16 protein-coding genes and 1 tRNA gene are annotated in these 14,371 nt (G+C 60.0%); 3 read left to right on the top strand and 14 right to left on the bottom strand.

What is annotated here, in order from left to right; genetic code table 11:
* Positions 1–307 precede the first annotated feature (307 nt).
* The 4 genes from UIB01_RS15195 to metG form a co-directional block, all read right to left on the bottom strand.
* A tRNA-Gly gene (locus UIB01_RS15195) sits at positions 308–381 on the bottom strand.
* A gap of 80 nt (positions 382–461) precedes the next feature.
* Complete coding sequence (locus tag UIB01_RS15190) at positions 462–1,154, bottom strand: pseudouridine synthase (RefSeq protein WP_038662241.1); 693 nt, start codon at positions 1,152–1,154, stop codon at positions 462–464.
* Entirely contained in the window at positions 1,144–1,356 is a 213-nt protein-coding gene (locus UIB01_RS22840) for a cysteine-rich CWC family protein (protein WP_080695094.1), read from the bottom strand. The genes UIB01_RS15190 and UIB01_RS22840 overlap by 11 nt, the downstream gene beginning before the upstream one ends.
* 62 nt (positions 1,357–1,418) lie before the next feature.
* Complete coding sequence (metG, locus tag UIB01_RS15185) at positions 1,419–3,476, bottom strand: methionine--tRNA ligase (RefSeq protein ID WP_038662238.1); 2,058 nt, start codon at positions 3,474–3,476, stop codon at positions 1,419–1,421.
* Between the two features lie 180 nt (positions 3,477–3,656).
* Between metG and apbC the strand changes: the two genes are divergently transcribed.
* Positions 3,657–4,751 (top strand): iron-sulfur cluster carrier protein ApbC, encoded by a 1,095-nt coding sequence (apbC, locus tag UIB01_RS15180; RefSeq protein ID WP_038662235.1) that lies wholly within the window; start codon positions 3,657–3,659, stop codon positions 4,749–4,751.
* A gap of 104 nt (positions 4,752–4,855) precedes the next feature.
* Here the strand turns inward: apbC and UIB01_RS15175 are convergent, their stop codons facing one another.
* Positions 4,856–5,065: a cold-shock protein gene (locus tag UIB01_RS15175; RefSeq protein ID WP_003282211.1), complete on the bottom strand. Its 210-nt coding sequence runs from the start codon at positions 5,063–5,065 to the stop codon at positions 4,856–4,858.
* Between the two features lie 328 nt (positions 5,066–5,393).
* On the opposite strand from UIB01_RS15175, the gene dcd reads away from it, so the two are divergent.
* On the top strand, positions 5,394–5,960 hold the full coding sequence (dcd, locus tag UIB01_RS15170; RefSeq protein WP_003302346.1) for a dCTP deaminase: 567 nt from the start codon (positions 5,394–5,396) through the stop codon (positions 5,958–5,960).
* A gap of 97 nt (positions 5,961–6,057) precedes the next feature.
* On the opposite strand, the gene UIB01_RS15165 is transcribed toward dcd, so the two are convergent.
* The 5 genes from UIB01_RS15165 to napE are packed head-to-tail and all read right to left on the bottom strand — an operon-like array spanning position 6,058 to position 10,163.
* A complete protein-coding gene (locus UIB01_RS15165) occupies positions 6,058–6,654 on the bottom strand; it encodes a cytochrome c3 family protein (RefSeq protein WP_038662232.1) in 597 nt (198 codons plus the stop codon).
* 10 nt (positions 6,655–6,664) lie between these two features.
* Positions 6,665–7,153, bottom strand: a complete 489-nt coding sequence (locus UIB01_RS15160; protein WP_038662229.1) for a nitrate reductase cytochrome c-type subunit — start codon at positions 7,151–7,153, stop codon at positions 6,665–6,667.
* An 11-nt stretch (positions 7,154–7,164) separates the two neighbouring features.
* Positions 7,165–9,669 (bottom strand): nitrate reductase catalytic subunit NapA, encoded by a 2,505-nt coding sequence (gene napA, locus UIB01_RS15155; RefSeq protein WP_038662226.1) that lies wholly within the window; start codon positions 9,667–9,669, stop codon positions 7,165–7,167.
* Complete coding sequence (locus UIB01_RS15150; protein ID WP_038662223.1) at positions 9,669–9,923, bottom strand: chaperone NapD; 255 nt, start codon at positions 9,921–9,923, stop codon at positions 9,669–9,671. Before UIB01_RS15150 ends, napA begins: the two co-directional genes overlap by 1 nt.
* Before the next feature lie 60 nt (positions 9,924–9,983).
* A complete protein-coding gene (gene napE / locus UIB01_RS15145) occupies positions 9,984–10,163 on the bottom strand; it encodes a periplasmic nitrate reductase, NapE protein (RefSeq protein ID WP_015277781.1) in 180 nt (59 codons plus the stop codon).
* Positions 10,164–10,363: 200 nt separating this feature from the next.
* On the opposite strand from napE, the gene UIB01_RS15140 reads away from it, so the two are divergent.
* The gene (locus UIB01_RS15140) at positions 10,364–11,542 is read left to right on the top strand and encodes an MFS transporter (RefSeq protein ID WP_038662220.1); all 1,179 of its coding nucleotides are present in this window, start codon (positions 10,364–10,366) and stop codon (positions 11,540–11,542) included.
* Positions 11,543–11,558: 16 nt separating this feature from the next.
* Here the strand turns inward: UIB01_RS15140 and UIB01_RS15135 are convergent, their stop codons facing one another.
* From UIB01_RS15135 to UIB01_RS15120, 4 genes are all read right to left on the bottom strand, one after another.
* Positions 11,559–12,053, bottom strand: coding sequence for a SprT family zinc-dependent metalloprotease (locus UIB01_RS15135; RefSeq protein WP_038662217.1), 495 nt, complete (start codon positions 12,051–12,053; stop codon positions 11,559–11,561).
* A 62-nt stretch (positions 12,054–12,115) separates the two neighbouring features.
* Positions 12,116–12,817, bottom strand: coding sequence for a Yip1 family protein (locus UIB01_RS15130; protein ID WP_038662214.1), 702 nt, complete (start codon positions 12,815–12,817; stop codon positions 12,116–12,118).
* Between the two features lie 177 nt (positions 12,818–12,994).
* On the bottom strand, positions 12,995–13,594 hold the full coding sequence (locus tag UIB01_RS15125) for a Yip1 family protein (protein ID WP_038662211.1): 600 nt from the start codon (positions 13,592–13,594) through the stop codon (positions 12,995–12,997).
* 139 nt (positions 13,595–13,733) lie between these two features.
* On the bottom strand, positions 13,734–14,327 hold the full coding sequence (locus UIB01_RS15120; protein WP_038662209.1) for a DNA-J related domain-containing protein: 594 nt from the start codon (positions 14,325–14,327) through the stop codon (positions 13,734–13,736).
* Between the last annotated feature and the right edge of the window lie 44 nt (positions 14,328–14,371).

Below are 14,371 nucleotides of genomic sequence, written 5' to 3'. Positions count from 1 at the left end.
GGAGCTGAAACCCTAGCACTTTGGTTTCCGTAGAAAATGCGAGCCGAGTCAGGTAAGTTTTTGCGACTCATTTAGGATGTAAAGGAAAGGCCTCGCGGATCGCTCCGTGAGGCCTTTTTTGTGTTTAGAACGTCACACATGGTTGTTTGCGTGATCGCATGCTGCCTGTTCTGCATGGACCCGTAGGGGTTAGAAATGGTCGAAAAGCGGGCTGCTGGTGACGGTTTGCAGCGGATCGGCGAGGCAGTAACTGTCGCCGTTACTGTCACCAAATAAAAAGGGGCCTCGATAGAGGCCCCGTAGAATCTGGAGCGGGCGAAGGGAATCGAACCCTCGTCATGAGCTTGGGAAGCTCAGGTAATGCCATTATACGACGCCCGCTCAGGGGTGCCTTTGTACCAGAAGGTTTGGGTGAAATGAAGGCTGGCGTGGGCTTTTTCTGGCAGGTGGGCGAAAAGGGTTCAGATTTGGGCGATCTCGTGCTCGGTTAGCGGCCGATAATCACCAGGCTCCAGTGCTGTGTCCAGTATCAGGTGGCCCATGCGTTCGCGGTGCAGGGCGGTAACCTTGTTGTTGAAGTGGCCAAACATGCGCTTGACCTGATGGTAGCGGCCCTCGTGCAGGGTGAGGCGGGCCTTGTTTGAAGCGAGTATCACGAGTTCGGCGGGAAGGGTGGTGAGGTTTTCGAAACGGAAGTACATGCCTCGGGCAAAAGCGTCGACGCACGCTGGGTCAATTTCGTCTTCGGTTTCAACCAGGTAGACCTTGCCCTGCAGGCTGGTCGGTTGGGTCAGGCGGCGGGACCACTGACCGTCGTTGGTGAGCAGCATAAGGCCGGTGGTATTGAAGTCGAGGCGGCCGGCGATGTGCAGGTCTTGCTTGTCCGGTTCGTCGATCAGGTCGAGCACGGTTCGGTGTGTCGCGTCCTGAGTAGCGCTGACGCAGCCTGCCGGCTTATGCAGCATCAGGTAGCGTGCCGCTTTCCCCTCTTGCAGTAGTTCTCCGTCCAGCTCGATTCGGTCAAATACGCGGATTTCCAGATCCATGATCTGGCTGGTTTCACCGTTCACCTGCACTCGGCTTTCAGCTAGTAAACAGCGAACGTCCTGACGACTTAGGCGTGCGCGGTTGGCGAGATAGCGATCAAGGCGCATCGGGAGTGGCGGATTCGCCGCGGGCGCAGCGCGGGCAGATGCAGGCCTGGTTTCTGTGCGTGGCAGGAATGCGCTCGAGCACGCGATCGGGGATGGGTATTGTGAAGCACCAGCAAGGCTGGGCTGCTGCTGGGTCGCACTCGCCGCACTGGTTGGGCTGACCGCAGAGCGGGCAGTGGGAAGGATCAACAGTCTCGCTCATGGCGTATCCGTAATGGCGTCGAGCTTCGCGAGCCGGATGGTTGATCCGGCTCGCGAGGCGCGTTACATGACGCGCTGGCCTGGCTTGGCGCCGTTATCGGGGCTGAGCAGGTAGATCTCGCTGCCGCCTGGGCCGGCCGCAAGGACCATGCCTTCGGACATGCCGAATTTCATTTTGCGCGGCGCCAGATTGGCGACGTAGAGAGTTAGACGACCTTCGAGCTTGCTTGGGTCCGGGTAGGCGCTCTTGATGCCGGAGAAAACGTTGCGCTTGGCATCACCGATGTCCAAGGTCAGACGCAGAAGCTTGTCGGCGCCTTCGACGAACTCGGCCTTCTCGATCAGCGCAATACGCAGATCGACCGCGGCGAACGCATCGAAGTTGATTTCCGCGGCGATCGGTTGCTTGGACAGTTCGCCATTACCTGCCGGGGCAGCTGAGGCTTCGCTGGAGGCGAGGTCTTCTTTGGAAGCTTCGATCATGGCTTCGATCTTCGCCGGCTCGATACGAGTCATCAGTGGGGTGAAGGCGTTGAGTTGGTGATTGGCCAGCAGCGTTGCGTGATCGTTCCAGCGCAGCGGCCCAACATTGAGGAACTGCTCGGCAGCGGCGGCAAGGTTCGGCAGCACCGGCTTGAGGAAGATAACCAGCTGGCGGAACAGGTTGACGCCGAAGGCGCAGATTTCCTGTACCTCGGCCTGCTTGCCTTCGACCTTGTTCAGTGCCCAGGGCGCCTTGTCGGCGATCCAGGCGTTGGCACGGTCAGCGAGCGCCATGATTTCGCGCATGGCCCGGGCGAAGTCGCGTGCTTCATAGGCATCGGCGATACCCGGTGCAGCTTCCTGGAAGGCGGTCCAGAGTTCGGGCTCAGGGTTGGCATCGACCATCACTCCGCCATTGCCCTTGTGGATGAAGCCCGCGCAGCGGCTGGCGATGTTGACCACCTTGCCGACGAGGTCGGAATTGACCTTTTGCACGAAGTCCTCGAGGTTCAGGTCGAGATCGTCGACGCCACGGCCGAGCTTGGAGGCATAGTAGTAGCGCAGATACTCGGGATTGAGATGATCGAGATAGGTGCGTGCCTTGATGAAGGTGCCGCGCGACTTGGACATTTTCTGTCCGTTCACCGTCAGGTAACCGTGCACGTTGACGGCGGTCGGCTTGCGGAAACCCGCGCCTTCGAGCATGGCCGGCCAGAACAGGGTGTGGAAATTGATGATGTCTTTGCCGATGAAATGGTACAGCTCGGCAGTCGAGTCCTTACTCCAGAAGGTATCGAAGTCCAGCTCCGGGCGGCGTTTGCACAGATTCTCAAAGCTGGCCATGTAGCCGATCGGCGCATCCAGCCAAACGTAGAAGTACTTGCCCGGCTCACCCGGGATCTCGAAGCCGAAGTAGGGTGCGTCGCGGGAGATGTCCCATTCCTGCAGCCCGCCGTCGAGCCATTCGGCGATCTTGTTGGCGACCGACTCCTGCAGATTTGTGCCGCGTTCGTTGGAGCCGCGGGTCCACTCCTTCAGCATGGCCTCGAAATCCGGCAGCTTGAAGAAGAAGTGCTTGGAGTCCTTCAGCACCGGCGTGGCGCCGGAGATCGCCGAACGGGGATCTTTCAGCTCGGTCGGCTCATAGGTGGCGCCGCATTTTTCGCAGTTGTCGCCGTACTGGTCCTCGGCGGCGCACTTCGGGCAGGTGCCCTTGATGAAGCGGTCGGCGAGGAACATGCCTTTCTCAGGGTCGAAATACTGGGTGACCGAGCGGGTGGCGATGTGGCCGGCGTCGCGCAGGCGGGTATAGATCAGCTCGGCCAGCTCGCGGTTTTCTTCCGAATGGGTGGAGTGGAAGTTGTCGAAGTCCACCAGGAAGTCGGCGAAATCACTGCCGTGTTCGGCCTGCACGTTGGCAATCAACTGTTCCGGCGTGATGCCTTCCTTCTCAGCGCGCAGCATGATCGCCGAGCCGTGGGCGTCGTCGGCGCAGACGTAGATGCACTGATTGCCGCGCAGCTTCTGGAAGCGCACCCACATGTCCGTCTGAATGTACTCGAGCATATGGCCGAGGTGGATCGAACCGTTGGCGTAGGGCAGTGCGCTGGTAACGAGAATCTGGCGAGCTTCGGACATGGGAAATCTGCAGTCGGAATTGCGAAAGAAAGTCTGCAACTATAAAGGTCCGGCGCTTATTTTTCACCCGCATTGCCCCATCTGGCGGGCGTGATCGCGTCTCCCGGTCGTCGGTGGGCTCGGAACTAGCGGGCGGGGTAAGATGCCTGTCTGATTTGCTCGGTCTTTCTAGGAGTAACCATGTCCGTCACCCGTGAAGCTGTGGAAACCGTACTGCGCCAGTACACCGATCCCCATTTGAATCAGGATCCGGTAAGCGCAGGCTGTGTGCGTTCGATCGATGTGCAGGGTGATCGGGTCAGTGTGCAGCTGGAGCTGGGCTACGCCGCTGCGCTGTTTCGTAGCGGCTGGGCGCAGATGTTGGCAATGGCGATCGAGCAGTTGGAGGGCGTCAGTCGTGCCGATGTCCAGGTCGATTGCGTGGTGCGTCCGCACAAGGCGCAGGACCAGGTGCCGGCTCTGGCCAACGTGAAGAACATCATTGCCGTAGCCTCGGGAAAAGGTGGGGTCGGCAAGTCCACCACTGCTGCCAACCTTGCCTTGGCGCTGGCGCGCGAGGGTGCGCGGGTGGGCGTACTGGATGCGGATATCTATGGTCCGAGCCAGGGCATTATGTTCGGCATTGCTGAGGGCACGCGCCCGGAGATTCGCGACGGTAAGGCGTTCATTCCGCTGGAGGCTCATGGCGTACAGGTCATGTCCATGGCGTTTCTGTCCGATGACAAGACACCGATGGTTTGGCGTGGACCGATGGTTTCCGGCGCGCTGCTGCAGTTGATTACCCAGACTGCCTGGAACGATCTTGATTACCTGGTGGTGGACATGCCGCCGGGAACGGGCGACATCCAGCTGACCCTGGCGCAGAAGGTCCCGGTGACCGGCGCAGTGATCGTGACCACGCCACAGGATCTAGCACTGCTCGACGCGAAGAAAGGTGTGGAGATGTTCCGCAAAGTGAACATTCCGGTGCTCGGTGTGGTGGAGAACATGGCGATTCATATCTGCTCGAACTGCGGCCATGCGGAGCATCTGTTCGGCGAGGGTGGCGGTGAGAAGCTGGCGGCGCAGTACAACGTCGATCTGCTGGCATCGCTGCCGTTGTCGATGGCGATCCGCAGCCAGGCGGATGCAGGTAAGCCGACGGTGATTGCCGACCCGGAAAGCCAGATCGCCATGATCTATCAGGAAGTGGCGCGTACCGTTGGTGCGCGCATCGCCCAGAGCGGGCAGATCATTGCGCAGTCGATGCCGAAGATCGTTATTTCCGAGGACTGATCTCTGGCGACGGTGGCGCCAGGCGCCACCGTCCGTACTTCAACGATAAATCGCAGGCACAAAAAAGCCCCGCCGAAGCGGGGCTTTTTCAGAGAAGACTCAGGTTAGATAACCTGAACTTCCTCAGCTTGCATGCCCTTCTGGCCGCGGGTAGCGACGAAGGAAACTTGCTGGCCTTCTTTCAGGCTCTTGAAACCGTCGCCCTGGATGGCGCGGAAGTGTACGAAGAGGTCGTCACCGGATTGCGGAGTGATGAAGCCGAAGCCTTTCTCATCGTTGAACCACTTAACGGTACCGGTTTGGCGATTGGACATTTGATGTCTCCTTGAACCAAGTTTTGAAGAATAAAGTGCGGACTGAAAGGGTCCGAACATCACTGTGTGCAAGGAGATAGGAGTCGTATCGATATTTGGATCGAAATCTAAACATGTAGCGATTCACGGTGACACATGCAGCAGCAGCCCAGTAACAATACCTTTTTTCTGGAGCAAAGCGAGCTTTATTTTGGATTTCTTCTCCAAGAGGCATCTCCCGGATGTGATGAGCTCTGCGCCGCGCATGCTGGCCATGCTTTAACAGGCGCACGAGGGTCGGTAAGATGCGCGTCTTCGCACGCCCATTTCCCCAAACAGGACGCCAGCCATGAGCATCAAATCGGACAAGTGGATTCGCCGCATGGCCCAGGAACACGGCATGATCGAGCCCTTCGTCGAGCGCCAGGTGCGCACCGAAGGCAATGATCGGCTGATTTCCTACGGCGTCTCCAGCTATGGCTACGATGTGCGCTGTGCCGATGAATTCAAGGTGTTCACCAACATCAACTCGGCGACGGTCGACCCGAAAAATTTCGACGAGAAGAGCTTTGTCGACATCAAGAGCGACGTCTGCATCATTCCGCCAAACTCCTTCGCCCTGGCGCGCACCGTCGAGTACTTCCGTATTCCACGCAATGTGCTGACTATCTGTTTGGGCAAGAGCACCTATGCACGTTGCGGCATCATCGTTAACGTCACGCCGCTGGAGCCTGAGTGGGAAGGGCATGTAACCCTGGAGTTCTCCAACACCACCACGCTGCCGGCAAAGATTTACGCGAATGAGGGTGTGGCGCAGATGCTGTTCCTCGAGTCCGACGAGGAGTGTGAGGTGTCCTACCGCGATCGCGGCGGCAAATATCAGGGCCAGCGTGGCGTGACTTTGCCCAAGGCCTGATGGCGAAGAGCGATACGAAAAAGCCCTGACCATTGGTCAGGGCTTTTTTTGCGTCGCTGGGTACATGGCTGGTACAGCTGCCAAGCATTTGGTGCCATTACCAGCCTGGCACGCCCCTCATGTCTGGCAGCTTGTGCGCGATGCCTTTATGGCAATCGATGCAGGTTGCCTCACCGTTGGCCAGTGCAGTGGAGTGGAACTCCGATGCGCGCTTGCCCTGCCGGGTGAAATCCATATAGCCGAAATCATGGCAGTTGCGGCATTCGAGCGAGTCGTTGGCTTTGAGACGTGCCCACTCGTGTTCCGCCAGTTCACGACGCTTGTCGAGGAATTTCTCGCGGGTGCTTATGGTGCCGAAGATCTTTCCCCAGACCTCCTTCGAGGCCTGCATCTTGCGCGCGATCTTATCGGTCCACTGGTGTGGCACGTGACAATCCGGGCAGGTTGCTCGCACCCCGGAGCGGTTGCTGTAGTGGATGGTGTCCTTGATCTCCATGTACACGTTGTCTTCCATCTCGTGACAGGAGATGCAGAAGGCCTCCGTGTTGGTGGCTTCCAGCGCGGTGTTGAAACCGCCCCAGAAGATGATGCCGGCGACGAAACCGCCGAGCGTCAGCGCACCAAGGCTGTAATGGACGCTGGGCCGGCGTAGGACGCCCCAGTAACGTGTGAGAAACGACTTGATCGACTTCATCCAGGCCCCCTCAGTTTCCGCTGGTGGATGGTGAGGTTTCCCGGTACAGCAGCTCGTCGATGTTCTTGAAGCGGTTTTCCACCAGTGGCTTCACATCGTGCTGAGGCACGTGGCACTGCGTGCAGAAGTAGCGACGCGGTGCGACAGCGGCCAGGGTCTGGTGATCGCGGTCGGTGTAGTGGGTGATGCTGATCATGGGCGCCTGCGCACGTGCGCTGTTGGCCCTGCTATGGCAGCTCAGACATTTGTTGGCGTTCTTGTCGACGTGGTAGCCGCGGATGCTGTGCGGGATGGTCGGCGGTTGCTCCGGATAGTTGCGCTCGCGCCTGATGTCCTTGTTTTCCTCGTCATGCAGCTTCGGTGGGGTGAACTCCTGGGTAATGGTCCCGCCTGGGCGGCGTCCGTCCGGAGCCGGAGCGTCCAGCGGATAGTTGGTTTCGGCAGCGATGGCCAGGCCGAACACCGCAAGCAGGGTCAGCGGCAGTAAACGGAATTTCATGGCGGTTCTCCTCAGGCGATGCTGACCACTTCGATCTTCACGGCGCATTTCTTGTAATCGGTCTGCTTGGAGATCGGGTCGGTGGCGTCGAGGGTGACTTTGTTGATCAGCTTGTTGGCGTCGAAGAACGGCACGAAGATCAACCCCATCGGAGGTTTGTTGCGGCCCCGTGTTTCCACCCGCGCCTGCATCTCGCCGCGCCGGCTGATGACCTTGACCACGCTGCCGCGGCGCGCATTGAGCTTGCGGGCATCCTCCGGGTGCATGTAGACGAGCGCATCGGGAACCGCCTGATGCAGCTCGTCGACCCGCTGGGTCATGCTGCCGGTGTGCCAGTGCTCGAGTACCCGTCCGGTGCTGAGCCAGAAGGGGTAATCCTTATCCGGTACTTCGGCCGGGACGTCATAGGGCAGGGCGAAGATGATCGCCTTCTTGTCGCCGTAGCCGTAGAACTGCACCTCGCTGCCGGCTTCGACATAGGGGTCATAGCCTTCACGGTAGCGCCACTGGGTTTCCTTGCCGTCGACCACCGGCCAACGCAAACCGCGGGTTTCGTGGTAGGTCTCGAACGGAGCCAGATCGTGGGCGTGGCCGCGGCCGAATTCGGCGTATTCCTCGAACAAACCTTTCTGCAGGTAGAACCCAAAGGCTTCGGCCTCGTGGTTTGCGTATCCCTCAGCGATTTCGTCGCTGGGAAACTTGTCCACCTGCCCATTCTTGAACAGGACGTCGTACAGGGTTTTGCCCTTGAGCTCTGGTGATTTGCTGAGCAGCTCGGCCGGCCATACTTCGTCGACGTTGAAGCGCTTGGAGAACTCGACCAGCTGCCAGAGGTCGGAGCGCGCTTCCCCAGGCGCGGTGACCAACTGATGCCAGAACTGGGTACGGCGCTCGGCATTGCCATAGGCGCCTTCCTTTTCCACCCACATGGCGCTGGGCAGGATGAGGTCGGCGGCCTGGGCCGAAACGGTGGGGTAGACGTCCGAGACGATGATGAAGGTTTCCGGGTTACGCCAGCCCGGCAGGATTTCCTGCATGACGTTCGGACCGGCCTGCATATTGTTGGTCACCTGGGTCCAGTAGACCTTCAGTACGCCGTCCTTGAGCTTGCGGCTCTGATCGACCGCGTGGAAGCCAGGCTTCTCCTGGATGGTGCCTTCCGGCAGTTTCCAGATCTTCTCGGCGATGGCGCGGTGCTTCGGGTTGGCAACGGCCATGTCTGCCGGCAGGCGGTGGGAGAAGGTGCCTACTTCACGGGCCGTGCCGCACGCCGAAGGCTGGCCGGTGAGCGAGAAGGGGCTGTTGCCCGGCTCGCTGATTTTTCCGGTGAGCAGGTGGATGTTGTAGATCATGTTGTTCGCCCAGACACCTCGGGTGTGCTGGTTGAAGCCCATGGTCCAGAACGACATCACCTTGACCTTCGGGTCGGCATAGAGTTCGGCTAGCGCCTGGAGCCGCTCGGCCGGCACGCCGGATTCTTTCGTGGCGTATTCCAGCGTGTAGGTTTTCAGAAACTCGGCGTAATCCTCGAAGCTGATGTCGGTCCAGGTGTTCGCTACCGCAGCATTCTCGGCTTTGAGTTCAAGCGGGTCGGTCGGACGTAAGCCATAGCCGATGTTCGTCGCGCCTTTAGCGAACTTGGTGTGTTTCTCGATGAAGTCCTTGTTTACCGCGCCGCTCTGAATAATGTGATTGGCGATGTAGTTGAGGATGACCAGGTCAGTCTGCGGATTGAAGATCATCGGGATGTCGGCCAGCTCGAAGCTGCGATGCTCGAACGTCGACATGACCGCCACCTTGACGTTCGGCGCGCTCAGGCGGCGATCCGTCACGCGGGTCCAGAGCACCGGGTGCATCTCCGCCATGTTCGAGCCCCAGAGAACGAAGGCGTCGGCGGCCTCGATGTCCTCATAGCAGCCCATGGGCTCGTCCATGCCGAAGGTGCGCATGAAGCCGAACGCTGCCGAGGCCATGCAATGACGTGCATTGGGGTCGATGTTGTTCGAGCGGAAACCGGCCTTCATCAGCTTGTTCGCAGCGTAGCCTTCCCAGATCGTCCACTGTCCCGAGCCGAACATGCCGATGGCTTCCGGACCGCCTTGCTTGAGCGCCGCCTTGTACTTCTCCTCCATGATGTCGAAGGCCTGGTCCCAGGTAACCGGCTGGAACTCGCCCTGCTTGTCGAACTTGCCGTCCTTCATGCGTAGCAGTGGCTGGGTCAGGCGATCCGAGCCGTACATGATCTTCGACAGGAAGTAGCCTTTAACGCAGTTGATGCCGCGATTGACCTCTGCCTTCACGTCACCATGAGTGGCGACGACGCGACCCTCGCGAGTCGCCACCATGACGCCGCAGCCGGTGCCGCAAAAGCGACAGGGGGCCTTGTCCCACTTCAGGTTGGTGGCATCGGCTTCGGTCACCAGATTGCTCGCCGTAGAGGCGATGGGCATACCGGCCACGGTTGCAGCAATCGCTGCTGCGTTGGCTTTGGCGAATTGGCGTCGGGTAAGGCTCATCAGGCGTCTCCTTCGAGGAGTTCTTCGTGATAGATCAATGCGGCATTAAGCACGCCAGGTAATTGCTGGATGTGGTCGATCGCGGCAAGGATGCGTGATTCGTGTTCGGCTTCCAGGACTACCACCAGCTTGCCGCTGGCGTTTTCCTGGTGCAGCTCAAGGCCGGGCAACAGTTGCAGGTTGGCCTTTACTGCCGCCAGCCACTCAGGACGGCAGTGCACCAGCAGGCTGGCGATATGCAGGGGGGTACCCATCAGTTATTCCGTTTTTTATTGGTGATAGGGCGACGTGCGGTTCTATCGGCAACGGTCGGCTTACGCCGGGCCTGGCGGTCCGAAGATCATCTGCACGATCCAGACGATGAAGCCGTAGCCGCTCACCAGCACGACGCTAAGGATGGGAAACAGGAATACGATCAGAAAGACGAAGAGGCGGGTTTCATCCCGCTTGATCGAGGTGGGGGTGGGGCGGGTGTCATTCGGCGTTACTGTCATTGTTTTACTCCGACTGGCATATAGGGAGTCTAGTCAGAGACCCGTGGAGGGCAACGTTCGTTTCGACCGTTGGCACGGATTAGCTCTTTATTGGCGATCAGCGGTGCGCTTCGGAAGCTCTGGCATGCGCTTTTGCGCGAGGTTGTGCTAGCCTGCGCGGTTTTTTTTTTGCGGGCCATGCAGCGCGGGAAAAGATTCTGATGATTGTCGACAGCACCCACCTCAAACGCGGTACGCCTGCCTATCGGCGCGCGACGTTGGCGCTTTTCTGTGCCGGCTTCGCTACTTTCGCCCTGCTGTATTGCATCCAGCCGTTGCTGCCCATGCTGGCCGCACACTTTTCCGTGTCCGCTGCCAGCAGCAGCCTGGCGCTGTCGCTGACGACGTTGTCGCTCGCGCTTTGCCTGCTGATCTCGGGTGCGCTTGCAGAGAGCTGGGGGCGCAAACCGGTGATGGCGGCCGCGCTCGGCTTGGCCAGCCTGCTTGGGTTGGCCTGCGTGCTGGTGGAGTCCTGGCAACTGCTGCTGGTGTTGCGTGCGTTGCTGGGGTTGGCGCTCAGCGGTTTGCCGGCGCTCGCGATGGCGTATGTCGGTGAAGAGTTCGAGCCGGAGTCGCTGCCTGCTGCAATGGGGCTTTACATCGGTGGCACCGCGCTAGGGGGAATGCTCGGGCGCCTTTTGTCGGGCTTGCTTAGCGATCTGGGTGGCTGGCAGCTGGCCCTTGGTGGCATCGCGTCGCTGGGCCTGCTGGCGCTGGCGTTATTTGTCTGGTTGTTGCCGGCATCCCGGCATTTCAGGGCGCAGCCACTCTCGCTACGTAATCTGTTGGCAAATTTCCGCCTGCATCTGCGCAACCCCACGCTGCGCAACCTGTTCCTGCAGGGGTTCCTGCTGATGGGCGGCTTCGTCGCGTTGTTCAACTACATCGGCTTTCGTCTGGCTGGCGCGCCGTTTGGCCTGTCCTCGACGCTTATCGGTCTGCTTTTCGTGGTCTACCTGGCTGGCATCTTCAGCGCTGGATGGGCGGGGCGCCTGGTGCCACGCTTCAGCGCGCGAAGAGTGTTGCGGGGCGGGGTGGCGTTGATGCTGCTCGGCGTAGGCTTGTGCGCGACGCCCTGGCTGGCGGCTATCGTGCTAGGACTCGCGCTGTTCACCCTCGGCTTTTTCGCCGCGCATGCAGTAGCCAGCGGCCAGGTCGGCAGCCACGCGAGGGAGGCGCGTGCGCAAGCATCTGCACTGTATCTGTGCGCCTATTACCTGGGTTCGAGTGTGGTCGGCTATGGCGCAGGCTACGTCTGGGATCATGCCGGCTGGTTGCCGTTGATGGCGCTGCTGGCGGCGCTGTTCGTCGTTGCTGGCTGGAGGGCGAGGGCGCTCTAACGACGCCGGAACGGCATCATTCGCGGCGCTGTTCGCCGGTGAACGACAATGTCGTCTTGCAGCGGCGGCAGTAGTAGCGGCGGCCTTTTGCCACGAGCGCATGGCGCTGGGGCGTAAAGTCGAAATCCTGATCCACGCAGCTGCACCGATAGACATAGCGGGTGCCAGCTCGACGTTGAACGGCATAGGTATGGCAGCGATCAGGTGGCAGCTCGTACACGCCACGCATGATCAGCTGCCATTCCTCGCCGTGCGGCTGAATCCGTGAGCCGAACATCTGATGGGCGACCAGATGCGCCACCTCATGGGCGACGGTCTGGCGCAGGAAGTGCTCGGTGTTCTCCCGATACAACTGTTCGTTAAAGCGAAGCAGGTTCTGCTGAAGGTGGGCCACGCCGGCTTTCTGGCCGCGCAGCTTGAAGCTCACCTCGGGACGCCGAAAGCGTCGGTTGAAAAACTGCTCGGCCAGCGCATAGCAGGCTTCGACACGGGCATTGAGACGCTCGGGCATTGGGCAACTCCTGAGAGCGCTGCATTATGCCAAACGATGCCCGGCCAAGCAGTATCGCTTCGTCACTCGTTGGGGCGCTCGTTGAAGCGGCGTTCATTATCCACGCCACCCGGTTCCTCTTGCGGTCGATTCTCCTCGAAGCCATAGCTCTGATTCTGCGGAATATCGCGCTCGTAGGTTGGGTCGAGTGCGAGCATCCAGAACAGGATCATCGGCACTTTCAGGTTGACCAGTACCAGCAAGCCTACGCCCCAGGTGCAGGCGCCGTAGAGGAAGGTGTTGCGGTTGTCGAGGCGCATGAAGGTCGGCAGGCCTACGAAGAGCAGGTAGGTCGAGTACGCCCCCGCGGCCACCAGCACCAGGATGGCGATCCAGCGGGTCGGGTAAAGCGCGCCAAGCCCGGCCAGGAAGAACGGTGTGATGACGTAAGCGATGAAGCCGACGCACTGGTTGAACGTCGGGCGGGCATCGAAGGTTCGCGACATCCAGCGCAGGAAGAAGCCCATGATGAAGGTGCCGGCGATGATGGTGATGTAGATCAGCGCGCTCAGCTGAAAGGCGCTGCGGGTGTCGAGCCAGATACGCTCGTCTTCCACCAGGCTCCAGCCCACGTAGCGCGTACCGATGAACATGCAGATCGCGGGCAGCAGGGCCCAGAGCAGCAAGTGGACAAGGTAGTTGGAGCTGTTCTTTTCTTCGTCGCGGCGAATGTCGGCCCACGCCTGATCGGGGCGGGTGAGCAATGTTACAAAGTGCGGGATCATACCGAGTCTCCGTCTGCCTTGAGGGTCGCTGAGACAGGAGTCAGCAGCGGTGTTATGGCTTTAGAACGGCAGATGCGGTGAGGGTTTCCCTTGACAGGTCTCGCGCTGCGTCATGGGCTTCGGTGTTTGGCAAACGAAAAGGCCGCCCGGAGGCGGCCTGGCAGAGGATTGCGCCGGTCAGCGCACGTATACCGGGCCGATGCCCATGCCCCAGGTGATCACCGACAGCGCAATGATCGCCACCAGCACTACCAGCCCCACGGCAAGCACCGAGCTGGAGAACATGAAGCCCTCGTCTTCGGGGATGTTCATGAACTTAGGCAGGCCCACATAGAGCAGGTAGGCCGTGTAGCAGACCGCTGCCGTACCGACCAGCATGCCGAGCCACAGGTGCGGGTAGAGTCCGGCAAGCCCGCCTATGAATAGTGGGGTCGCGGTGTAAGCGGCGAAGACGATGCACTGGGTAAGTGTCGGATTGGCGTCGTAGGTGCGCGCCATCCAGTGGATGAAGCCTCCCATCACGGCAACGCCAGCCAGCATGGCGAAGTAGGAAAGTATCGCCAGCTGCATGCAACTGGCCTGCGTCAGCTTGACTGGCTCTCCACCACCGATGCTCCAGCCCACCTGCGTGGCTCCGATGTACGCCGATATCGCCGGAATCGCAGCGAGCAGCAACACATGCGTCAGGTACATGTGGCTGACGGTTTCCTCTTCGCCGCGGATTTCGGTCCACTCCTGGCCAGGGTGAGTGAACAAACCCCAAACGTGATTGATCATGCCAGCGTCTCCTCTGTTTATGGAGGGTCGCTTCGCCTGGCGGTCGTCATCGAGGACGGCGCGTGCGACCTTATGTCGCAGTATAGGAATGACAATCGGCAATGCATCAGCGAGGTTAGAGCGTTTCGAAGCTATAGCGTCAGCGGTAATAGCGCTCGAGTATTTCCATCGCCAGATTAATTGACTGCAGGCGCTGCGTGCTGCCGCCGCGATCCGGATGGTGGAGGCCGACCAGCTGACGATAGCGCCGCTTGATAACTTCAAGCGTAAGCGGGTGAACCGAGCGATCCAGTTCGAACAACTCCAGCGCAGCACGCTTCTCGTCGCTACCCTGCATGCGCGTCCAGAAGCTTGCGAGCAGGCGCTCGACGTCGTCTTCGTCGGTATTTCTCAGGTTGGAGAGATCAAGATAGTACGCGCGCAGGGCGTCCTGCTCGGCTATGCCGGCGCTGGCGCTCGTATAAGGAAGCAATTGAACATGCAGCGGGCTGATCTGCAGATGGCCAGTAGTATTGGCCCAGAGTCGGTCGCGCAGCAGATAAAGCGCGTTGAAGACCAGAAAGTGCGTGCGAAAGAGCACCAACTTGTCGGTCAGCGGCAGATTGGGCACGTGCGTGCTGTGCCGGCGCTTGAGCTGTTGAATCAGCTCGTATTCGCTGCAGCCTGCGGGGTTTTCCTGCAGCAGTATGAGCAGGTGATCCGGCAGATCCAGTGCGGGGGAGAGGTCGTCCATCAGGCGAGACTAGCACAGCACCGCGGGTGCTCATTCGGTGCTGG

This window comes from Stutzerimonas decontaminans (assembly GCF_000661915.1).
GTDB lineage: Bacteria > Pseudomonadota > Gammaproteobacteria > Pseudomonadales > Pseudomonadaceae > Stutzerimonas > Stutzerimonas decontaminans.
The sequence above is the reverse complement of the archived record's forward strand: the minus strand, read 5'-3'. Positions and strand labels throughout refer to the sequence as shown.